The organism is Pantoea sp. AG1095 (assembly GCF_003208415.1).
Lineage (GTDB): Bacteria > Pseudomonadota > Gammaproteobacteria > Enterobacterales > Enterobacteriaceae > Pantoea > Pantoea leporis.
Genome location: NZ_QKMJ01000002.1, coordinates 324,613 through 346,122, shown reverse-complemented (window position 1 = coordinate 346,122; position 21,510 = coordinate 324,613). Strand labels below are relative to the sequence as shown.

Genomic DNA, 21,510 nt, shown 5'->3' with positions numbered 1-21,510 from the left:
ACGCCACTTATGAGCCCGGAAAATAGCGACCCTCTGATCCTTGTTGTAGAAGATGAACCCAAACTGGCGCAGCTGATGATTGATTATCTGCAGGCGTCCAACTATCGCACGCACCACATTGCCGACGGTAACGCGGTGTTGAGCTATGTTCAGCACACGCCGCCGGACCTGATGCTGCTGGATTTGATGCTGCCCGGCCGCGACGGCTTAACGCTGTGCCGCGAAATTCGCCGTTTCTCGGAGCTGCCGATCATCATGGTGACCGCGCGCACCGAGGAGATTGATCGCCTGCTGGGGCTGGAAATCGGCGCGGATGACTATATCTGCAAGCCGTTCAGCCCGCGTGAAGTGGTGGCGCGCGTCAAAACCATTTTGCGCCGCGTCAAACGTTCGCCGGAAGAGGCGCAGCAGGAATCGCCTCTGCATATTGATGAGAGCCGCTTTCAGGCCAGCTGGCGTGAACAACAGCTGGAGCTGACGCCCGCCGAATTTCGTCTGCTGAAAACGCTGGCGCTGGAGCCGGGAAAAGTGTTCTCGCGCGAGCAGTTGCTCAATCATCTCTACGACGATTACCGCGTAGTCACCGATCGCACTATCGACAGTCACATCAAAAACCTGCGCCGCAAGCTGGAAAGCCTCGATGCGGAACAGCCGTTTATCCGCGCGGTGTACGGCATGGGGTATCGCTGGGAAGCCGACGTCTGCCGCTTGCTGTAGCCTGCAACGGCTTACATTGATCCAGGTCAATTTACATCGGGTACGGGCCTGCCTACAATTCCCCACCTTTTGCAGGGCCGTATAATGCGGCCGCTGCACCTGCCATCCACGATGGCATGCTGACCTGACATCAGTGAGAAAATCCATGTTAAAACCTGAACTGCTTTCTCCAGCGGGATCGCTGAAGAATATGCGCTATGCCTTTGCCTACGGCGCTGATGCCGTCTACGCTGGCCAACCGCGCTACAGCCTGCGCGTGCGCAACAACGAATTCACCCACGAGATTCTGGCGCAGGGCATCAATGAAGCCCATGCGCTCGGTAAGAAATTCTACGTGGTGGTCAACATCGCCCCGCACAACGCCAAACTGAAAACCTTTATCCGCGATCTGACGCCGGTCATTGCCATGCAGCCGGACGCGCTGATCATGTCCGATCCCGGCTTGATTATGCTGGTGCGTGAAGCCTTTCCGCAGATGCCGATTCATCTGTCGGTGCAGGCCAACGCGGTCAACTGGGCCACGGTGAAATTCTGGCAGCAGATGGGGCTGACGCGCGTGATTCTTTCACGCGAGCTATCGCTGGATGAGATTGCAGAAATCCGTCAGCAGGTGCCGGAAATGGAGATTGAGATCTTCGTGCACGGCGCGCTGTGCATGGCTTACTCCGGCCGCTGCCTGCTCTCGGGCTACCTCAACAAACGCGATCCTAATCAAGGGACCTGCACCAATGCCTGCCGCTGGGAATACAAAGTGGAAGAAGGCAAGCAGGATGAGATGGGCAATATCGTCGGTTTCCATGAGTCGGTTAAGGTGCAGGAGCCGACTTTGGGCGTCGGCGCCACCACCGACCGCGTGTTCCTGCTGGAAGAGAAGATGAAGCCGGGTGAGGTGATGAGCGCCTTCGAAGATGAACACGGCACCTACATCATGAACTCAAAAGATTTGCGTGCGGTGGCGCACGTTGAACGTCTTAGCCAAATGGGTGTGCACTCGCTGAAAATCGAAGGCCGCACCAAATCCTTCTACTACTGCGCGCGCACCGCGCAGGTTTATCGCCGTGCCATTGACGATGCCGCTGCGGGTAAACCCTTCGATCCAGCGCTGCTGGAGACGCTGGAAGGTTTGGCGCACCGCGGTTACACCGAAGGCTTTCTGCGTCGTCATACCCATGACAGCTATCAGAACTACCAGCAAGGTTTCTCCATCTCCGAGCGCCAGCAGTTTGTCGGCGAATTCACCGGCGAACGTCGCGGTGACTGGGCGCAGATTGCGGTGAAGAATAAGTTTATGCTCGGGGATTCTGTCGAGATCATGACGCCCGAAGGCAACCTCAATTGCACGCTGGAAACCATGCAGAACGATAAAGGATCGGCAGTGGACGTGGCGCCAGGCGATGGACACCGCGTGTGGATCCCGGTCCCGGAATCGGTCAACCTCGCCTTCGCCCTGCTGTTGCGTAATTTCACCGATGGCCACAGCACCTACGATCCACACGGGAAAAATCGCACATAAAGAAAAGAAAATAGCGAAGTTAGAGTAGGATCACAGACCCTTTCTTCGCCTCGCTTTAGAATCTCGCCTGCTGCTAACGAGTAAGAATAAAAGCAGGTAGTACCAGGAACCACCTCATTCACCCGCCCGGCTCCCCCGTGCGGGTTTTCTTTTTTGATCGCCCACCGATTTTTTCGTCGCCCGCCGATAAAGTTCTCTCCCCAGCTATGCTATAACCAGTGCTCTGTCTCTCGCATCAAGGAACTGATAATGCAAAACAAACCGCTGACGCTGCTGATCCTCAACGGGAAAGGCGCAGGTAATGAAGATTTGCGCGCTGCGGTGAATACGCTGCGTGATGAAGGCTTTAATCTGGCGGTGCGCGTCACCTGGGAAAAAGGTGATGGCGATCGTTATGTGCAAGAAGCGGTCGCTTTGCAAGCAGAAACCGTGGTGGCTGGCGGCGGTGATGGCACCATCAATGAGATCGCCACCGCGCTGGCGGGATTGCCCGAGCAGCAGCGTCCGGCGCTGGGCATTTTACCGCTCGGCACCGCCAATGATTTCGCCACCAGCGTCGGTATTCCCGAAGGGATGGAACCGGCTTTACGTCTCGCGCTGGTGGGAAAAGCCACGGCTATCGATTTGGCGCGCGTGAACGGCGATCGCTACTTTATCAATATGGCGACCGGCGGATTTGGTACACGCATCACCACCGAAACGCCTGAAAAGCTGAAATCGGCGCTCGGCGGCGTGTCGTACTTTATTCATGGTTTGATGCGCGTCGATGCGCTGAAACCGGATCGCTGCGAAATCAGCGGCCCCGGCTTTAACTGGCAAGGCGATGCGCTGGTGATTGGCATCGGCAATGGACGTCAGGCTGGCGGCGGACAAAAGCTCTGCCCGGATGCCTTAATCAATGACGGACAGCTCAATCTCAGCATCGTCACCGCGCAAGAGCTGCTGCCAACGTTGCTGCATTCGCTAACGCGTGATGATGAAAATCCGAATATCGTCACGGCGCAGCTGCAGTCGCTCACCATCCGTTCACCCCATGAGATGACGTTTAATCTGGATGGCGAACCGCTGACGGGAAGTGAGTTTGAGATTGAAGTGATGGCGGGCGCACTGAGCTGCCGTTTACCGCCGCAATGCCCGTTACTTGCTTAACGTACATTACCGTAGCGGCGCGCTTTCAATGGCGCGCAATACATTGCGCCGCTACGATGTTGTTCAGTTAGCTGTGATTACACTTTCATCCAGCGACGTTCCAGTGCGGAAACCGCAACCGCTTCCAGCACCTTTTGCACCTGCAATCCTTCCGCGAAATCAGGCCACATGCGATCGCCAGCGGCAATGCCATTGATTAAATCGCGAATCTCGACGGTTTTCTGATCGTTGAAACCGATGCCGTGCCCGGCAGAGACGCAGAAGTTGGCGTAATCCGGATGCGACGGACCGGTCAAAATGGTTTTGAAACCCTGGCGGCCTGCCGGTTCATCGTGAATATACAGCTCCAGCTCGGCCATACGTTCCTGAGTATAACGCAGCGTGCCTTTGGTGCCGGTGACCACATACGTCAGGCCCATTTTGCTGCCGCAGGCGATACGCGAGGTTTCAAACACGCCGTGCGCACCGTTTTTAAAGCGCAGCAAGGCGCTGGCCTGATCTTCGTTTTCCACCGGCAGCAGGCGCGAAGCATTCTTCGGATCCGGACGCTCTTTAATCACCGTCATCATATCGCCGCTGACTTCTTCAATATCTCCGACCAGATAGTGTGCCATATTCACAATATGCGCAGCGAGGTCGCCAAGCGCGCCTAATCCGGCCAACGCTTTCTGGCAGTGCCAATCGAGCGGCGTTTCCGGCCGTGCCAGATAATCTTCATTGTGCGTGCCGTAGAAGTGCACCACATCGCCGATTTCACCACGCGCGATAATTTCGCGCGCCAGTTGGCTGGTGGGGTTTTTCATGTAGTTAAAGCCGACCAGCGTTTTAACGCCGGCCTGCTGCGCCGCTTGCACCATCTCTTCCGCATCGGCCACCGATAGCGACAACGGTTTCTCCGAGTAAACGTGTTTGCCGTTGCGAATCGCTTCCAGCGCCATCTCTTTATGCAGGAAGTTCGGTGCGCAGATATCAACCACATCAATGTTCGGATCGCGCACCAGCTCGTGCCAGTCGCCAGTAGAACGGGCAAAGCCAAAAGTTGCCGCCTGTTTTGCTGCCAGCTCTGGGTTCACTTCCGCCAGCATTTCACGCACGATCTCGCCTTTCAGGGCAAAAACCGTAGGTGCCTGAGCGTAAGCAATCGCGTGACAACGACCGATGTAACCACTGCCAATCATTCCAATTCTGACTTTGTTCATGACTATTCCCGCATTCGCTTAAGAGTTATTCTGGAATATATGTTTCGCTTTTGGCCCCGACAACGGCGAAATGAAATATCTGTGATCATGCATGCGAGGTATCCGACAAAATCGACAAATCAGAATGTAATTTTGCATAGAGATGGTGATCATCGTCACAAAAGAGGTTGTATCAGTTGTGATTTTGCCGCGCTGAGTCCGCTCATAGCGCGCAATTGACGCTTTATTCAGCAGTCAGAACGAATTGTGAAAAAGAGTTTTGACAAGGCGAGGGCCGCTCGATAATATGCGCCCCGTTCAAACGATTCCTCTGTAGTTCAGTCGGTAGAACGGCGGACTGTTAATCCGTATGTCACTGGTTCGAGTCCAGTCAGAGGAGCCAAATTTAAAAAACCCGCTCAGGGAAACCTGAGCGGGTTTTTGTCATTTCAGCATCGCGATTTAGGGTGGCCGTGATTCCCTGGTCGCCATGAATGGCGCCCCTACGTAACTGTTCCTCTGTGATTCTCTTCACAACTCTTTAACGCCGACTTGTATGGTAGTATTAGTGCGCGTATTTTTTCATCATTGCATTCCCGTTGGAGTAGATGATGAAAAGTGTAGTGATTGAGCAACCGGGTGAACTGGTATTGGCAGAACGTCCGCTGCCGCAACCCGCTGCAGGTGAAGTACGCGTGAAGGTGCAATTTGCCAGCATCTGCGGTTCCGACGTGCATATCTGGCACGGTCACAATCCTTTCGCTAAATATCCGCGCGTGATTGGTCACGAATTCTTCGGCCTGATTGATGCGGTCGGCGATGACGTTGCCGCCAGCCGCATTGGCGAACGTGTGGCGGTCGATCCGGTCGTCAGCTGCGGTCACTGCTATCCCTGCTCGATTGGTCGCCCGAACGTCTGCACAGCGTTGCAGGTGATTGGCGTGCACCGCGACGGTGGCTTTAGCGAATATGCCGTGGCGCCAGCAAAAAACGCCTTCCGCCTGCCGGATAGCATTCCCGACAAACTCGCCAGCATGGTCGAACCTTTCACCATCGCGGCCAATATCACCGCCTTCCTCAAACCACAGCCAAACGATGTGGCGCTGATTTACGGTGCCGGACCAATGGGCCTTACCGCCATTCAGGTGCTGAAAGGCGTGTATGGCGTTGAACAGGTATTGGTGGTTGATCGTCTGCCAGAACGGCTGGCGCTGGCGCAGGAAAACGGTGCCGATCAGGTGTTCAACAACAGCGAAATTCCGCTCGCCGCGCAGCTGGAAGGCGTGCAACCAACGCTGATTATCGACGCCGCCTGTCACCCTTCGATCCTGGCAGAAGCCGCCGCCCTCGCTTCACCAGCGGCGCGTATCGGCCTGCTGGGTTTTTCTGGCGAGCCGTGCAGCATCACGCAGCAAAGTCTCACCAGCAAAGAGCTGTCGCTGTTCACCTCGCGTCTCAACAGCAATCGCTTCCCGCAGGTGATTGAGTGGATTGAGCAAGGCCAGATCCAGCCGGAGAAACTGGTGACGCACTATTTCCCGCTGGCAGACGTTGAGCAAGCCATGACGCTGTTCGAAAAAGATCCCCGCACCTGCTGCAAAGTGATCCTACAAATGGGTTAAGTTAACCCGCACACCAGGTGTCCCCATGCCGGTCCCTTACCTGCCGGCATTATTACTATAAAAAATGACGATGACGGAGTTTCTATGTTTAAGAACCTGCGCTGGACCCTCGTACTGCTGTTGTTCCTGGTGTTTATGATCAACTACCTTGATCGTATCGCCCTCTCTCTGACGGTACCGCTGGTGGAAAAAGACCTGATGATCAACGCCGAGCAGTTCGGCATGATTTTCGGCAGCTTCTTCTTCGGTTATGCCCTGTTTAACTTCATCGGTGGCCTGGCGACGGATAAATTTGGCCCGACCATCGTGCTCGGCACCGCCGTTGGTATGTGGTCGCTGTTCTGCGGCCTGACCGCAATGGCGACTGGCTTCTGGTCGATGATGATTCTGCGCGTGCTGTTTGGCATGGCGGAAGGCCCCATCTCTGCCTCAGCGAACAAAGCCATTAACGGCTGGTTCCCGAAAAAACAGGCCGCCACCGCAATGGGCTTACTCAGCTCGGGTTCACCGCTGGGTGGCGCGGTTGCCGGTCCGATTGTTGGCTATCTGGCGCTGTCGTTCGGCTGGCGTCCGGCATTTGTGGTGATCGCCGCGATTGGCTTCGTCTGGCTGGCGCTGTGGTTCTTCTTCGCATCCGACAATCCGGCGAAAAGTAAGCGCGTCTCGGCAGAAGAGCGTGCCTTAGTAGAAAAACTGAAAGCCGAAGAACCGGCCGACGTGATCGACTCAAGCGGCGCCGCGCACGGGTTAGGCTTTTATCTGCGCCAGCCGATCATTCTGGTCACCGCCTTTGCCTTCTTCTGCTACAACTACATTCTGTTCTTCTTCCTGAGCTGGTTCCCGGCGTATCTGGTGCAGGCGCACGGCCTCGATATCAAAGCGATGAGCATCACCACCATGATCCCGTGGATTGTTGGCTTCGTGGGCCTGGCGCTGGGTGGCTGGATCTCCGATAAGATTTTCAACATCACCGGCAAGCTGCTGCTTTCACGAAAAATTGTGCTGGTGGTTTCACTTACCGCCGCGGCGATTTGCGTGGCGCTGGCAGGTACGATAAAAGAGGTCAACTCGGCGGTGATCATGATGTCGATCTCGATCTTCTTCCTCTACATCACCGGCGCAATTTACTGGGCGATTGTGCAGGACGTGGTGCACAAAAGCCGTGTCGGCAGCATCAGTGGCTTTATCCATCTGATTGGTAGCTTGTCCGGTGTGATCGGCCCGGTGGTGACTGGCTTCATCGTGCAGCACTCCGGTAAGTTTGACAGCGCCTTTATCCTCGCGGGTGCGGTAGCCGGCGTCGGTGCGCTGCTGGTACTGCTGGTGATTCGTGAACCAAAAGCCACCAATAAACCGGTTTCAGTGTAAATCTCATGGGGCGCTGAGCGCCCCATTTGCTAAAAGGAATGACTATGTTAGAGCTTGAACGCCTCCCCGCTGATGTCCAACGCCCCGCTTACGATCGTAGCCAACTCAAGACCCGCATGGTGCACATCGGCTTTGGCGCCTTCCACCGCGCGCATCAGGCGCTGGCGACCGATAAGCTGGCCGCTCAGGGCAGCGACTGGGGCTATTGCGAAGTGAATCTCAACAGCGGCACGCTGATTCAGGCGCTGCGTCAGCAGGATCTGCTCTACACGCTAACCGAAATGGCGGATGAGAGTTTACACACGCGGGTGATTGGCGTGGTGACGCAAGCGCTGCATGGCAAAGGCGACGGCATTGAGGCGGTGATCGAGGCGATGAGCCAGCCGGACGTGGCGATTGTCTCGATGACCGTAACCGAGAAAGGTTATTGCTACATGCCGTCGAGCGGCAAGCTCAATCCCGATCATCCCGATATTGTGCACGACCTCGCTCATCCTGGTGAGCCACGTTCGCTGCCCGGCTTGATTCTGGCGGCCATTATCCGCCGCCGCGAACGCAATTTGCCGCCGTTTAGCGTGATGTCCTGCGACAATATGCCAGAGAACGGTCATGTCACGCGCAACGTGATCACCCAGTTGGCCGCGCGCCACAACCCTGCGCTGGCGGAGTATATCCAGGCGCACATTACTTTCCCTTCGACCATGGTTGATCGCATCGTCCCGGCCATGACCGATGCAGCGTTCGACACGCTGACGGAACGTTTGGGCAGCCGCGATCCGGTGGCGGTTGAAGCCGAACCGTTTTTCCAGTGGGTCATCGAAGATAACTTCGTTAACGGACGTCCGGCGTGGGAAAACGCGGGTGCGGAGCTGGTCAGCGATGTGCTGCCGTTCGAAGAGATGAAGCTGCGGATGCTCAACGGCAGCCACTCGTTCCTCGCGTATCTCGGTTTTCTCGCCGGTTATGAACACATCAGCGATTGCATGGCGGATGCCAGCTATCGTGCGGCGGCGCGCGCGTTGATGTTGCAGGATCAGGCGCCGACGCTGCGCACGCAAGGCGTCGATCTCGAAGCCTACGCTGATTCCCTGATTGCGCGTTACGAGAATCGCGCCATCAAACATCGTACCTATCAAATCGCCACCGATGGCACGCAAAAACTGCCGCAGCGCCTGCTGGATAGCGCGCGCTGGCATCTGCGCAATGGCACCTCGTGCGATTTCGTGTTGCTGGGCGTGGCGGGCTGGATGCGCTACGTCAGCGGCGTGGATGAGCAAGGTCAGGCCATTGAGATTCGCGATCCGCTGAAAGATCAGCTGGCGGACATTGTGGCAAACAGTGAGGACGGTGCGACACGCGTTAAGGCGTTGCTCAGCCTCAACGCCGTGTTCGGTGACGATCTGCAGCAGCAGCCCGCCTTTGTCTCACGCGTGACTGAACTCTATCAGCAACTGGTTAAACAGGGCGCGCGCGCCACCGTTCAAAGCCTCGTCACACAAGGCTAAGCGCCTGCACAAATGTGTAGCGCAGACGCAGCGTGCTGATTAGACTGAACCTTTCTTAACGGGCTGGCAGATGCCAGCCGTAATACGGATATTGCTGCATGTCGACTGCCTATACCATAACCACCAGCGAACCGGTAAATCAGCAGATCTATCGTTATCTGCGCAAAGATATTGTGACCTGCGTTATTCATCCGGGCTCGCTGCTGTCGGAGAAGGAAGTGTCGGCGCGTTTTAACGTGTCACGTCAGCCGGTACGTGAAGCCTTTATCAAGCTGGCGGAAGCCGGACTGGTGCAGGTGTTACCGCAGCGCGGCACCTTCGTGCGCAAAATCTCCGCTCAGCGCGTGGCCGACGGTCGCTTTATCCGGGAAGCGGTAGAGATCGCCGTGGTTCGCCGCGCCGCGCAGGAGATGGGTGCGACCGGATTGATGGCGCTGGAGCATAACCTGCAGCTGCAGCGTCTCGCCGCTGAACGTCATGACAGCCAGGCTTTCCTGGGGCTGGACGATGAGTTTCACCGCTTAATTGCTGAAGGGATTAATTGCCTGCTGGCGTGGGAAACGGTGGAGAACATCAAAGCTACCATGGACCGCGTGCGCTTTCTGACCCTGAGCGAAGTGTCACCGCCGGAGCGTTTGATTCAGCAGCATGAAGATATCTATAACGCCTTGAAAGCGCATGATGTTGACGCAGCTGAAAGCGCAATGCGCCGTCATCTGCAGGAGATGATTTTGACCATTACGCCGATTGCCGAGCGTAATAGTGAGTGGTTTGAGGCGCCTTGATTTAGTGCTCGCTGTCCCCCTCCTCGGTCCTCCCCCATTAATGGGGGAGGAAGATGCTGCAAAATGTAAGTGTTGAAGCAGCATGTGGCAGCATCTCCTTCCCCCGCTCGCGGGGGAAGGCCGGGATGGGGGACAGCGAGCACAACCCCACTCAATTAAGCAATCGTCACATCCTTCGACAAATACACATCCTGCACCGCATTAATCAGCTGCACGCCCTCTTTCAACGTCTTCTTAAACGCCTTGCGCCCCAGAATCAGCCCCATGCCGCCGGCACGCTTATTGATCACCGCCGTACGCACTGACTCCGCGGTATCCGTTTCACCCGCAGAAGCGCCGCCGGAGTTGATCAAACCTGCGCGTCCCATATAGCAGTTCGCCAGCTGGTAACGCACCAAATCTATCGGGTTTTCCGAAGTCAGCTTGCTATAGACGCGCTCATCGGTATGACCAAACTTCACCGCGTTATAGCCGCCGTTATTCTCCGCCATCTTCTGCTTGACGATATCCGCACCGATGGTCGCCGCCAGATGGTTGGCCTGGCCGGTTAAATCGGCGCTGGCGTGATAATCGACGCCCTCTTTCTTGAACGCATCATTACGCAGATAGGCCCACAGCACCGTCACCATGCCCAGCTCGTGCGCACGTTCAAAGGCCGCCGAGATCTCTTCAATCTGGCGACGTGATTGTTCAGAACCGAAGTAGATGGTGGCGCCAACCGCCACCGCGCCCAGATTAAAGGCCTGTTCCACGCTGGCGTACAACGTCTGATCGTATTGCGTCGGATAGCTCAGCGTTTCGTTGTGGTTTAGCTTCACCATAAACGGAATGCGGTGCGCGTAGCGACGAGAAACCGAAGCCAGCACGCCGTAGGTAGAGGCGACGCAGTTACAGCCGGCTTCAATCGCCAGCTCAACAATGTTTTTTGGATCAAAATAAGCTGGATTGGCCGCAAAGGATGCGCCCGCCGAGTGCTCAACGCCCTGATCGACCGGCAAAATCGACAAATAGCCGGTGCCGGCTAAACGTCCGGTGTTGTACAGCGTTTGCATGTTGCGCAGTACGGCAGGAGAACGATTGTTGTCGATCATCACGCGATCAACATAATCCGCGCCGGGTAAATAGAGGCTATCCGCTGGAATGGTCATGCAGCGATGTTGAAGAAGGCTATCCGCCTCTTTGCCCAATAACTGTACGATGTCCGTCATGTTCGCTCCTGATAAATGGCTGGATTGGAACCGGCCGTTGCCGATTCGCCCCCAACAGCCTGGACCGGAAAGCGCCAGGCTGGCAAATTGCTGACTCCATTTTTCAGACGGATGCGCAGTGAAAAAGCGGCAATCTGACGTTACGCCCTACCACCATTGATGGAAATGGTGCACCGGCCCAATGCCTTTGCCGACCTCCAGCGAATCGGCATGCAGCAGCGCCTGTTGCAGCCACGCCTTGGCTTCAGCGACCGTCGCTGCCCAGCTATCATGGCGCGGACGCAACGCCGCCAGCGCGGCTGAAAGCGAGCATCCGGTGCCGTGCGTGTGGCGCGTATTGACGCGCGGCGCGGTAAAGCGCTGACGTCCGTCGCGGGTAATCAGCCAGTCCGGGCTTTCGGCATCGCTAAGGTGTCCGCCCTTCATCAGCACCGCTTCGCAGCCAAGATCGAGCAGCGCACCGCCCTGCTGCAACATGGTTTTCTCATCCTGCGCCATCGCGCGTCCCAGCAGCGCGGCGGCTTCCGGCAGGTTTGGTGTGATCAGCGATACCTGCGGCAGCAGCAATTCGCGCACGCTCGCCACCGCATCCGGCGACAGCAGCGCATCGCCGCTTTTGGCAATCATCACCGTATCCAGCACCACAAACGGCAGGCTGGCCCGTTTCAGCCGCTCGGCGACCACCTCGACAATAGCGGTTTCGGACAGCATGCCAATCTTCGCAGCATCAATGCGCACATCATTCAGCACCGAATCGAGCTGTGCGCCAACAAAATCAGGTTCGATGCGATACACCGACTGCACGCCGCAGGTGTTCTGCGCCACCAGCGCGGTGATGACGCTGGCGCCATACGCGCCCAGCGCGGAGAAAGCTTTGAGGTCGGCCTGAATACCTGCGCCGCCGCTCGGATCGGTGCCAGCAATGGTCAATGCATTGATGCGTTTCATGCCTCGACCTCCAGCGTCCACAGCGTATCGAGGAAAGCAGCGGCAAAGCTGCCTGGCCCGGCGACCTGGCGCGCTGTCTGCTCACCCGCCAGCGACATCACGCGGCAGGCCGCAGCGACATGCTGCAGGCGATCGCCCGGCAAGCTGGTGCAGGCGGCAACCACCGCCGACAACGCGCAGCCGGTGCCAACCACGCGCGTCATCAGCGGGCTGCCGCCGGGGATGGCGAATGTCTGCACGCCGTCAGTGACGTAATCCACTTCACCGGTCACCGCCACAACGGTGTGGTAATCGCGCGCCAGCTGCTGGGCAGCGTTTAGCGCGACATCGGCCTGATGCAGACTGTCGACACCGCGTCCGCCGCTAGCCTGTTGCGCCAGTGCGAGAATTTCTGAAGCGTTACCGCGAATCGCCGCCGGTTGCAGGCTCAGTAAATGTTGGCAGAATGCGGTGCGCAGCGTTAGTGCGCCGACCGCCACCGGATCCAGCGTCCACGGCGTGCCTGCGGTTTGCGCCGCTTGCACCGCCGCCCACATCGCATCACGACGGTGGCGCGTCAGCGTACCTACGTTTATCAACAACGCATCGGCAAAACCGGCAAACTGCGCCGCTTCTTCAGGATCGATCACCATCGCGGGCGAAGCTTGCAGTGCCAGCAGCACGTTGGCAGTAAAGGTTTGCACCACGTCATTGGTCATGCAGTGCACCAGCGGCGCTTGCTGACGCAGCAGTTGCAGAGAGTGCGCGAGTTGCGCGGGGGAAAGAAGGTCAGGCTGTTTCATAAGGCTCCCAACCGGCGATCAAGAAGGCGAATGCGGTCAGGCATCTGACTTCCCTACGCTGGCATTATCCAGATCAGGTCGGCGGGTGTATCTCAGCCCTGTATTAAAGGGGCACCCCGAGTCAAAACTACGTTGGCGAGCATAGGGAACAAGTTGGGGTAAAGCAAGTAAACGCCGCTTTCCTGGAATCTGGCTCACAAAGCAACAAATTACACATTCATGTAACTTATTGATAAAACGCCTTAAAACGACGCTTTTTTGCGTGCTGCGTCATACTTTGTAATAAATCCCATTGATAATTCGCGTCGCGAAAAATAGCATCCCCGGCAACTTGTTTCATGACGAAACAATACGGATTTGTTAATTGTTTATGGAAGCATCACGGAGGATTTGCTATGCGTCGGATTCCACGCGCGCCGCTCTCTGCGGCCATTGTCTCTGCCCTGTTTGCCGGCACTTTTATGCCGGTTCCCTCCGCCCACGCCGTGGGTTTTGTCGAAGACGCCACTCTCTCTGGCAATCTGTTTTACTGGCAACGCCAGCGCGATCGCAAAGAGATGGATCCGCAAAAAGGCTCGTACGGTCAGTATGATGCCAATCTGCATCACGCCTCTGCGAATGCCAATCTCGACTTCTCATCCGGTTACGCCGGTGAGGTGATCGGCCTCGATCTGGCAGCGTTTGGCGCGCTGGAGTTAAGCAACGGCGGCCCGGCGGCACCGAATGAAATTGGTTTCAGCAATGCCCGTACGCGCTGGGATGAGGACTGGAGCGGAGATAAGAGCGGCTTAAGTCTCTATAAAGCCGCCATCAAGGCAAAATGGCAGGATAACTGGCTGCGCGCAGGCTATCTGCAGCCCACCGGGCAGACGCTGCTGGCACCGCACTGGAGCTTCCTGCCCGGCACCTATCGCGGCGTTGAGGCCGGCACCACCTTTGATTTTAGCGACGCCGGCGCCCTTTCCGTCTCCTGGATGTGGACTGACGAATACAAAGCGCCGTGGTATCGCGACATGTACAACTTCCGTAAAGCCGATGGCGTGACGGAGATTCCGTGGCTGCAATCCTTTGGTGCCAAATACGATTTTAAAAACGCGCTGGTGCTGGAAGGCGCCTACGGCCAGGCGGCAAATTACATGGATCAGTATTTTGCCAAAGCCTCTTATCAGCTGCCGCTGGCCGATGCACCGCTGCGCACCAGTTATCAATTTTATGGCGCGAAGGATCGTGACAACAGAGGCGTTGGCCAGGTGAACGATGTTTACGATGGCCTCGCGTGGCTGCAGGCGCTGACGTTCGGCTACACGCTCGGCGCGTTCGATTTCCGCCTCGAAGGCACATGGGTAAAAGCCGAGGGTAATCAGGGCTTCTTCCTGCAACGTATGACGCCGTCTTACGCCAGCTCGAATGGCCGCATGGACGTGTGGTGGGATTCTCGCTCAGACTGGAACGCCAATGGTGAGAAAGCGCTCTTCGCCGGTGTGATGGTGGATCTGGGACACTGGCAATTACCTGGCTGGCAAGTCGGTACATCGTACGCCTACGGTTGGGACGCGAAGCCTTCCACCAATCCCCTCTACGACCAAAATCAGCGCCTGAAAGAATCAGCGTGGAGCCTCGACCTGGTTTACACCATCCAGCAAGGCCGCGCCAAAGACACCCAATTCAAACTGCACTACACCCGCTACGACAATCACAGCGATCTTCCCAGCTATAGCGGCGGCTACGGCAACATCTTCCAGGACGAGAAAGACATCAAATTTATGGTCGTCGCGCCATTCACCCTGTTTTGACCCCGATCTGGCAGGAGCCAGAGACTTACCTCCGTGGAGAAGGATAACAACATGAAAAAGTTAAAAATCAGTTTACTGGCGCTGAGCGTGATGAGCCTTGCCGCCTGCAGTTCATCCCCGCGCAGTAATCAGCAGGTCGTCGATCAAATCAGTCAGTTCGGCGTGCAGTATCAGGTCACTGACAACCAGGCGGCCGATCACGGCGTGAACTGCGCGAAACTCGGTGCCGATTGGGCATCCTGCAACACCGCTACCATCACGCTGACCAACAACGGTCCGGCGCTCACCAGTAAAAACTGGGCAATCTACATGAGCAACGTGCACGAAACGCTGCGGGTGGATAACGATCAGTTCAAAATGACCCATATCGTCGGCGATTTAACCCGTCTGGAACCGACGGAGAAATTCAAAGGTATCGCGGCGGGTGAGTCGATTGAGATCCCTATCGTCAATGAATACTGGCAGCTGTTTATCACCGACGTGATGCCGCGCTGGTATGTCACCGCCGCCAATGCCGCGCCAAAAATTATCACCAGCACCGATACCGAAAACCTCAGCGACTTTGTTAAGCCGTTTGGCGGCCAATGGAAGCGCATTGCCGACGATAAAAACGTGCTAATGCTGCCGCAAAGTCGTTTCACAAAGAATGCCGATGTGGCGCAACTGCCTGCCAGCGCGCTGCGCGGACAAATCACCCCAACGCCGCGTTCGGTGAAAGTTCATGCGGCGGATGTCGACCTGAGCCGTGGCGTTGCCTTGCATCTTGAGGTATTGGCGGACAACCAGGCTGATGCGGTTAAACAGCGTTTCGATTTGATGGGGCTCAAACCGCAGTCAGCGGGTTATGACATTCATACCCGTATCGCCGTCAATCATTTCCACGGCGCAGAGGCGGTTTCCGGTGCTTATGAACTGCGCATCACACCGCGCGGCACCGATATCATTGGTTACGATCAGGCTGGCGTTTACTACGGCTTAATGTCGTTACTGTCGCTGGTGCCGGCTGAAGGTAAACCGATTATCGCCACGCTTGAAGCGAAAGATGCACCGCGCTTTGCCTATCGCGGTGCCTTCCTCGATGTGGCGCGTAATTTCCACAGCAAGCAAGCGGTGCTGCGCATGCTCGATCAAATGGCGGCGTGGAAGATGAATAAATTCCACTTCCACCTGACCGATGACGAAGCCTGGCGTATCGAAATCCCCGGTCTGCCAGAGTTGACCGACGTCGGCAGTAAGCGTTGTCACGATCTGACTGAGCAGCAATGTCTTCTGCCGCAATTGGGCTCCGGCCCGCTCACGAATAACAACGGAACCGGACATTTCAGCCGCGCCGATTATATCGAGATCGTCAAATATGCGCAGGCGCGCAACATCGAAGTGATCCCGGAAATCGATATGCCCGCGCATGCACGCGCGGCGGTGATCTCTATGGAGGCGCGATATCAGCAACTGATGAAAGCGGGTAAACCGCAGCAGGCCAGTGAATATCGATTGGTGGATCCCACGGATACCTCGAATACCCGTTCCGTGCAGCTGTACGACCGCACCAGCTATCTCAATCCTTGCCTCGATTCCTCGAAGCGATTTGTCGATAAAGTGATGGGTGAAGTGCAGGCGATGCACCGCGAAGCCGGCCAACCGTTGACCACCTGGCACTTTGGCGGTGATGAAGCGAAAAACATTCGCCTCGGTAGCGGCTACAGCGATGTTAAGAACCCGAAAGCGGGAACGGGCATTTTAGACCAAAGCAAAGAGGACAAACCCTGGGCAAAATCTCAGGTCTGCCAGGCGGTGGTGAAATCCGGCAAGGTGGAAGATCTGGAGCACTTGCCAAGTCACTTCGCGCTGGAAGTGAGCAAGATGGTGAAAGCGCACGGCATTCCGGTGATGCAGGCCTGGCAGGATGGATTGAAAGATGCCACTGACGCGCACGCCTTCGCCACTTCGCGCGTACGCGTTAACTTCTGGGACACGCTCTATTGGGGCGGCTTTGACACCGCCAACGACTGGACGCAGAAAGATTATGAAGTGGTGATCTCCAATCCGGATTACGTCTACATGGACTTCCCGTATGAGGTGAATCCTAACGAGCGCGGCTATTACTGGGGCACACGCTTCAGCGATGAGCGCAAGATGTTTGGCTTCGCGCCGGATAACCTGCCGCAGAACGCTGAAACCTCGGTGGATCGCGACGGGAAGACCTTTGATGCCGCCTCGAATAAGCCGTGGTCAGGCGCATACGGCATTTCAGTACAGCTGTGGAGTGAAACCACGCGTACCGATCAGCAGATGGATTACATGGTATTCCCGCGCCTGCTGTCGGTGGCCGAACGCGGTTGGCATCGCGCGGAGTGGGAGCTGGATTATCAGCAAGGCCGCACCTTTAAAGGCGGTGAAACCCACTTCGTTAACCAGCAGCAGCGCAATCAGGACTGGCAGCGTTTCGCCAATCTGTTAGGCCAGCGTGAGTTGGGCAAGATGGATAAAGCCGGTATTCACTACCGTTTACCGGTGCCGGGGGCGCGCGTCGAGAATGGCACACTGACCATGAACATTGCGCTGCCGGGTCTGCCGCTGGAGTACAGCCTGGATAAGGGTAAGCGCTGGCAGCGTTATCAACCACATGCTAAACCGGCAATTACTGCTAGCGATAAAGTCTGGGTGCGTAGCGTGAGTCCGGATGGCAAACGCTTCAGCCGCGCTGAAGCACTTTAAAAACTTTCTGCCCCTCGCTGGAGTGCCTGGGGCGAACACTGACAAGGATGTCGATGAAACACTCAACTTTCTCTTTTTATGTTGTTGCGCTGGGTGCCGGTTTAAGCGGCGCCCTGTTCATTCCGACGCTCAGCTTATTTCTAGCCAGTGAACTTAACGTGGCAGCCTGGAAAATCGGCGCCTTCTACAGTGTTAATGCGCTCAGCAGTATTGCGATGAGCTTACTGATTGCCCGTTATTCAGATCGTGTCACGCAGCGTCGCCCGCTACTGCTCTTGTGCTTATTCGCACAGGCGCTCAATGCGCTGCTGTTTATCTTCTGCCGCGATTATCTGCTGTTAATTTCGCTCGGCTCGCTGCTCAATGCTTGCGGCAGTGCGGCGATACCGCAACTGTTCGCGCTGGCACGGCAAACCCGCAGTGACAATGCTTTCAGCGCCATTTTACGCGCGCAATTTTCGCTGGCGTGGGTATTCGGCCCACCGCTGGCATTCTGGATTGTTCAGTTGGCCGGCTTCACCTGGCTGTATGCCGTCATGTTCGTGCTGTTACAGAGCGTGGCGCTGCTGGCTGTCACCTTGCCGCCTGGCGAGCGGCTGGCAAGCGCTACTCCTGCAAAGCAACCGGACCGGCAGCCGCTGGGGCAAAACCTTTGCTTCCTGATGTTTGCCACCTTGCTGGTATGGAGCTGCAGCGCACTCTATCTGATTGCGTTTCCTTTGCATCTGGCAGAGCAGCCAACCTTGTCTGCCGACTGGAGTGGCGTGCTTTTTGGCCTCGCCGCGGCGCTGGAAATACCGATCATGCTGCTCAGCGCCAGCATGCTCAAACGCTGGGGTAAGAAAACGCAAATGCAGGCAGCCATGCTGTGCGGCATGATGTTTTATGTGGGAATTTACTTCAGTCAAAGTTTTATCCCACTGATGTTACTGCAAATTTTCAATGCCATTTTCATCGCTATCATCGCTACCGTTGGCATGTTCTGGTTTCAGGATTTACTGCAACATCGTCAGGGAATGGCGGCCACGCTGTATACCAATTCGATGTCCATCGGCGTGCTGCTGGCTGGCGTTTTACAGGGAATTATCACCACCGTCTCACCGCTGGCCATCTGGCCGGCAGCCTGTGTGCTGTTGGTGATGTCATTACTACTGATAACAAAGGTCGACAATGTTTAAACACCCTCATTCGTCGCGCACCGCTGCGCGCAACAAAACACATGGAGTGTACGTAAATGAATGTCTTAATTACTGGCGGTGCGGGCTATATTGGCTCACACATTGCCCTTAGCCTGCTGCAGAAAAACCATCGTGTGATCGTGCTGGATAATTTGTGTAATAGCTCACCGCTGGCCTTAACGCGTGTCGAAGCGTTAAGCGGAAAGAAAATGACGTTTCATCAGGGCGATATTCGCCGCCGCGCCGATCTAAATCTGGTATTTAGCCATCAGCCGATTGATGCGGTTATTCATATGGCTGGGCTGAAATCGGTAAATGAATCGCTGCAGAAACCGGTGAAGTATTATCAAAACAATATTGCCGGAACGCTAATGCTGCTGGAAACCATGAAGCAGCATCAGGTGAAAAAACTCATTTTCAGCTCATCCGCCACGGTTTATGGCATTCCGGTAAAGATTCCGCTGTGTGAGAACTGTGATACCGGCAATACCACCAATCCTTATGGCGCCTCCAAATATATGGTGGAGAAGATCATGGGTGAAGTGGTTGATGCACAACCAGAGTTAGCCATTACCGCACTGCGCTATTTCAATCCCGCCGGCGCACATCCCTCCGGCCAGCTTGGTGAGCATCCTGAAGGTATTCCCAACAATTTGCTGCCCTATCTGTTTCAGGTTGCCAATGGACTAAGAAGCCATCTGCCAGTATTTGGTGATGACTATGCAACGCCCGACGGCACCGGCGTGCGCGACTACATCCACGTGATGGATTTAGCCGAAGGTCATATTCAGGCGCTAAATCATCTCAAACCAGGCTATCGCCATTACAACCTGGGTACCGGACAAGGCTACTCGGTGCTGGAAATCGTGCAGATTTTTGAACAGGTGAGCGGACGACGCGTGCCGCTCGATATGCGCCCGCGTCGTCCCGGCGATGTCGCGATCTGCTTATCCGATCCCGGTCAGGCGAAAAAAGAACTGGGCTGGCAAGCAACTCGCGGCCTCGAAGACATGCTGCGCGACGCATGGCGCTGGCATACGCAGAATCCGCAAGGCTATGTTGCTCAACCAGCCGGGAGCGAAATCTGATGATGACGCGCGAAACGTTTTTACCTCACTACGAACGCCAACTCGCCGCGCTTAAAAAGCGCTTTACCTATCCCGCGACAGCAGACTGGCAACAAGCGTTACGGCAGTTTAAACAGTGGCAAGTGGAACATCAGCCGCACGAGGTGTGCGTTGCGGAACTCTCTTCGATGTTCGCGGTGCCCACCAGCCGACTGACAGGTAATGAATGCACGCTCCATCGCGTCTGGCTCGGCGGACCATCACCACTCAACGTCAACCGCACCATTGCCCAATGGCAACGGGCGATAGAAGCCAGTCGCAGTGATTTCCGGCAAACGCTATGGGTGTGGAATGCACAGCAGCTGGCGGCAGAGGATCGCTTCGTCGCTCAGCAGGGAAACAGCCCCTTTCATGCTGGCACGCTGTTTCTGCCTGATGCGCTGGTGCAGGTCAACAGCCTGAGCGCACTGATGCAGTCATTTGATGGCGCCCTGATCGATGTGCTGCAGCAACTGCATGATAAGCGCTATTACGCTACGCTCTCTGACTTCTTCCGCCTGGCGATTCTCAATCGGTGCGGCGGCGTTTATATGGATGCCGATACACTTCCCGCTCAGCCTGCGACGCTGTTTCTCTGTCAGCCAGAACTGCCGGATTTTGCGGGAGAACAGCAGCAAATAAATTGGCTGAATCTCTTCACCGATGAAACCGGCATGATCATCAGTCATCAAAACAATCCGGTGTTGCAGAATTTACAACGGCGGCTCAGTGCGGTGTATCGCGGCTGGCCTCAGCCAATTCCAGCAAAAACGCCGGAAAGCGAACGCGCCATCTTCGAACCTTTTTACCAGTTATGGTGCGAGCAATTGCAGGTCACGCAGCTCAGCCATCAGGATTTCAGCCGGTTTGCCGTATGGGGTTTTGATGTTCAGCAGCATCGCGTGAGCGGGATTAAAGGCATGCGCCTGACGGAGGATATTCTCAGCGGTGAACGTCGCCCGCTGAGTGGTGAAGAGCAGCAGCATTATCAGCATACGATTACTCAGCTAGCACAACGCGACTGGCAATTAAGCGATCCTCTGCAGTTAGGTGAACTGGTACCTTTGCTTTCTGAATGCGATATCCTGCAAATTGCTTATGCGCCGCAGCTGCGTGCTGAAATTCCCTATTATCACTATTACGGCGTGCTCTCTCAGGATCCGCAACTGGATAAAGTGAATGCATTATTCAGCGATTTTTTAATTGCGCTTACCGCAAAGAATATTAAAGCAGGTGATTTCTGGCAGCCGATTGATGGTCAGAAAGCGTCGCCACTGATCTTCAAACCGGGAAGTATTGCAGACAAGCAAGAACAACTCGCGATGGCGAAATTAATTTTCACCACCAGCTATCTGGAATACTGCTCGGTCGATAATATTTATGCCACTGATATAACCACCCTACAGCTGCAGCAAAATATCCAGCCTTTCCTGCAACAGATTGCCGTGATTTATAATCCGCAGGGAAAAATGGTGGGTTTCGTTAACGCTGCGCCGATTCAGGATTACGATCACATCAAGGTGCAATATGGCTATCGTCAGGAGGTTTTTCCACTGGATGTGGCTTACGACAGTTTCGTGAATCAGCATCGCCAGCCGGACGATTTCTTCATTTGCAGCGTGGCGCTGCAGCCCGAGGAACAGGGAAAAGGCTATTTCAATCAAATTTTGTCAAAGCTTAAGGATCAAGCCAAACAGCAAAAAATGCGCCGCATCACCTTATGCGTCTGGCAATCGAACCCGGCAGCTATGATCTATCGCAAGAAAGGTTTTAAGGTGGTGAGCAGTATGAAACAGGAGGTTGCACGGTTTAGTGATGAAATCGTGTTTATGGCGCTAACGCTGTAATCCTTCCGCGATCAAATAATCCGGTGCGAATCTATTTTTATTCGCACCGGAAGCAACAGAAGCGCGGTGAAATAAGCAAAGTTTTAATCACCTTGA

At 55.7% G+C, this 21,510-nt stretch carries 16 protein-coding genes, 1 tRNA gene and 1 riboswitch; of the genes, 13 read left to right on the top strand and 4 right to left on the bottom strand.

Annotated elements, in window-relative coordinates; genetic code table 11:
- The first annotated feature begins 9 nt into the window (after positions 1-9).
- The 3 genes from baeR to yegS all read left to right on the top strand — a co-directional run bounded on the left by baeR (position 10) and on the right by yegS (position 3,379).
- Complete coding sequence (gene baeR, locus DEU53_RS08205) at positions 10-717, top strand: two-component system response regulator BaeR (protein ID WP_101763346.1); 708 nt, start codon at positions 10-12, stop codon at positions 715-717.
- 145 nt (positions 718-862) lie between these two features.
- On the top strand, positions 863-2,230 hold the full coding sequence (gene yegQ, locus DEU53_RS08200; protein ID WP_110866634.1) for a tRNA 5-hydroxyuridine modification protein YegQ: 1,368 nt from the start codon (positions 863-865) through the stop codon (positions 2,228-2,230).
- Positions 2,231-2,479: 249 nt separating this feature from the next.
- Entirely contained in the window at positions 2,480-3,379 is a 900-nt protein-coding gene (gene yegS / locus DEU53_RS08195; protein ID WP_110866633.1) for a lipid kinase YegS, read from the top strand.
- 77 nt (positions 3,380-3,456) lie between these two features.
- Here the strand turns inward: yegS and DEU53_RS08190 are convergent, their stop codons facing one another.
- Positions 3,457-4,578, bottom strand: a complete 1,122-nt coding sequence (locus DEU53_RS08190) for a Gfo/Idh/MocA family protein (protein WP_110866632.1) — start codon at positions 4,576-4,578, stop codon at positions 3,457-3,459.
- A 306-nt stretch (positions 4,579-4,884) separates the two neighbouring features.
- On the opposite strand from DEU53_RS08190, the gene DEU53_RS08185 reads away from it, so the two are divergent.
- The 5 genes from DEU53_RS08185 to DEU53_RS08165 all read left to right on the top strand — a co-directional run bounded on the left by DEU53_RS08185 (position 4,885) and on the right by DEU53_RS08165 (position 9,837).
- Positions 4,885-4,960: transfer RNA gene (locus tag DEU53_RS08185), tRNA-Asn, on the top strand.
- 208 nt (positions 4,961-5,168) lie between these two features.
- On the top strand, positions 5,169-6,179 hold the full coding sequence (locus tag DEU53_RS08180; protein WP_110866631.1) for a Zn-dependent oxidoreductase: 1,011 nt from the start codon (positions 5,169-5,171) through the stop codon (positions 6,177-6,179).
- Positions 6,180-6,263: 84 nt separating this feature from the next.
- Positions 6,264-7,547, top strand: a complete 1,284-nt coding sequence (locus DEU53_RS08175; RefSeq protein WP_101763341.1) for an MFS transporter — start codon at positions 6,264-6,266, stop codon at positions 7,545-7,547.
- Positions 7,548-7,591: 44 nt separating this feature from the next.
- Positions 7,592-9,052, top strand: a complete 1,461-nt coding sequence (locus tag DEU53_RS08170; protein WP_110866630.1) for a mannitol dehydrogenase family protein — start codon at positions 7,592-7,594, stop codon at positions 9,050-9,052.
- A 98-nt stretch (positions 9,053-9,150) separates the two neighbouring features.
- Complete coding sequence (locus tag DEU53_RS08165) at positions 9,151-9,837, top strand: GntR family transcriptional regulator (protein ID WP_101763339.1); 687 nt, start codon at positions 9,151-9,153, stop codon at positions 9,835-9,837.
- A 155-nt stretch (positions 9,838-9,992) separates the two neighbouring features.
- Here the strand turns inward: DEU53_RS08165 and fbaB are convergent, their stop codons facing one another.
- The 3 genes from fbaB to thiM form a co-directional block, all read right to left on the bottom strand.
- Positions 9,993-11,045: a class I fructose-bisphosphate aldolase gene (gene fbaB, locus DEU53_RS08155; protein ID WP_110866629.1), complete on the bottom strand. Its 1,053-nt coding sequence runs from the start codon at positions 11,043-11,045 to the stop codon at positions 9,993-9,995.
- 147 nt (positions 11,046-11,192) lie between these two features.
- Positions 11,193-11,993, bottom strand: coding sequence for a bifunctional hydroxymethylpyrimidine kinase/phosphomethylpyrimidine kinase (gene thiD / locus DEU53_RS08150; protein WP_110866628.1), 801 nt, complete (start codon positions 11,991-11,993; stop codon positions 11,193-11,195).
- Complete coding sequence (gene thiM, locus DEU53_RS08145) at positions 11,990-12,775, bottom strand: hydroxyethylthiazole kinase (protein ID WP_110866627.1); 786 nt, start codon at positions 12,773-12,775, stop codon at positions 11,990-11,992. Before thiM ends, thiD begins: the two co-directional genes overlap by 4 nt.
- A 33-nt stretch (positions 12,776-12,808) precedes the next feature.
- Positions 12,809-12,904, bottom strand: a riboswitch (TPP riboswitch).
- Between the two features lie 266 nt (positions 12,905-13,170).
- On the opposite strand from thiM, the gene DEU53_RS08140 reads away from it, so the two are divergent.
- The 5 genes from DEU53_RS08140 to DEU53_RS08120 are packed head-to-tail and all read left to right on the top strand — an operon-like array spanning position 13,171 to position 21,414.
- A complete protein-coding gene (locus DEU53_RS08140; RefSeq protein ID WP_110866626.1) occupies positions 13,171-14,568 on the top strand; it encodes an OprD family outer membrane porin in 1,398 nt (465 codons plus the stop codon).
- A gap of 51 nt (positions 14,569-14,619) precedes the next feature.
- Entirely contained in the window at positions 14,620-17,283 is a 2,664-nt protein-coding gene (locus DEU53_RS08135; protein WP_110866625.1) for a beta-N-acetylhexosaminidase, read from the top strand.
- A gap of 53 nt (positions 17,284-17,336) precedes the next feature.
- Positions 17,337-18,461: a sugar efflux transporter gene (locus tag DEU53_RS08130; protein WP_110866624.1), complete on the top strand. Its 1,125-nt coding sequence runs from the start codon at positions 17,337-17,339 to the stop codon at positions 18,459-18,461.
- 56 nt (positions 18,462-18,517) lie between these two features.
- Positions 18,518-19,549, top strand: a complete 1,032-nt coding sequence (gene galE / locus DEU53_RS08125; RefSeq protein ID WP_110866623.1) for a UDP-glucose 4-epimerase GalE — start codon at positions 18,518-18,520, stop codon at positions 19,547-19,549.
- Positions 19,549-21,414, top strand: a complete 1,866-nt coding sequence (locus DEU53_RS08120) for a GNAT family N-acetyltransferase (protein ID WP_110866622.1) — start codon at positions 19,549-19,551, stop codon at positions 21,412-21,414. Before galE ends, DEU53_RS08120 begins: the two co-directional genes overlap by 1 nt.
- Positions 21,415-21,510: the final 96 nt, after the last annotated feature.

Bases quoted from the DNA above. Each gene is read 5' to 3' on its own strand.
- thiM (WP_110866627.1), bottom strand. From the start codon at position 12,775: ATGAAACAGCCTGACCTTCTTTCCCCCGCGCAACTCGCGCACTCTCTG.
- thiD (WP_110866628.1), bottom strand. From the start codon at position 11,993: ATGAAACGCATCAATGCATTGACCATTGCTGGCACCGATCCGAGCGGC.
- DEU53_RS08135 (WP_110866625.1), top strand. From the start codon at position 14,620: ATGAAAAAGTTAAAAATCAGTTTACTGGCGCTGAGCGTGATGAGCCTT.
- baeR (WP_101763346.1), top strand. From the start codon at position 10: ATGAGCCCGGAAAATAGCGACCCTCTGATCCTTGTTGTAGAAGATGAA.
- DEU53_RS08190 (WP_110866632.1), bottom strand. From the start codon at position 4,578: ATGAACAAAGTCAGAATTGGAATGATTGGCAGTGGTTACATCGGTCGT.
- DEU53_RS08140 (WP_110866626.1), top strand. From the start codon at position 13,171: ATGCGTCGGATTCCACGCGCGCCGCTCTCTGCGGCCATTGTCTCTGCC.
- DEU53_RS08120 (WP_110866622.1), top strand. From the start codon at position 19,549: ATGATGACGCGCGAAACGTTTTTACCTCACTACGAACGCCAACTCGCC.
- DEU53_RS08175 (WP_101763341.1), top strand. From the start codon at position 6,264: ATGTTTAAGAACCTGCGCTGGACCCTCGTACTGCTGTTGTTCCTGGTG.
- DEU53_RS08170 (WP_110866630.1), top strand. From the start codon at position 7,592: ATGTTAGAGCTTGAACGCCTCCCCGCTGATGTCCAACGCCCCGCTTAC.
- yegQ (WP_110866634.1), top strand. From the start codon at position 863: ATGTTAAAACCTGAACTGCTTTCTCCAGCGGGATCGCTGAAGAATATG.
- DEU53_RS08165 (WP_101763339.1), top strand. From the start codon at position 9,151: ATGTCGACTGCCTATACCATAACCACCAGCGAACCGGTAAATCAGCAG.
- DEU53_RS08130 (WP_110866624.1), top strand. From the start codon at position 17,337: ATGAAACACTCAACTTTCTCTTTTTATGTTGTTGCGCTGGGTGCCGGT.
- galE (WP_110866623.1), top strand. From the start codon at position 18,518: ATGAATGTCTTAATTACTGGCGGTGCGGGCTATATTGGCTCACACATT.
- yegS (WP_110866633.1), top strand. From the start codon at position 2,480: ATGCAAAACAAACCGCTGACGCTGCTGATCCTCAACGGGAAAGGCGCA.
- fbaB (WP_110866629.1), bottom strand. From the start codon at position 11,045: ATGACGGACATCGTACAGTTATTGGGCAAAGAGGCGGATAGCCTTCTT.
- DEU53_RS08180 (WP_110866631.1), top strand. From the start codon at position 5,169: ATGAAAAGTGTAGTGATTGAGCAACCGGGTGAACTGGTATTGGCAGAA.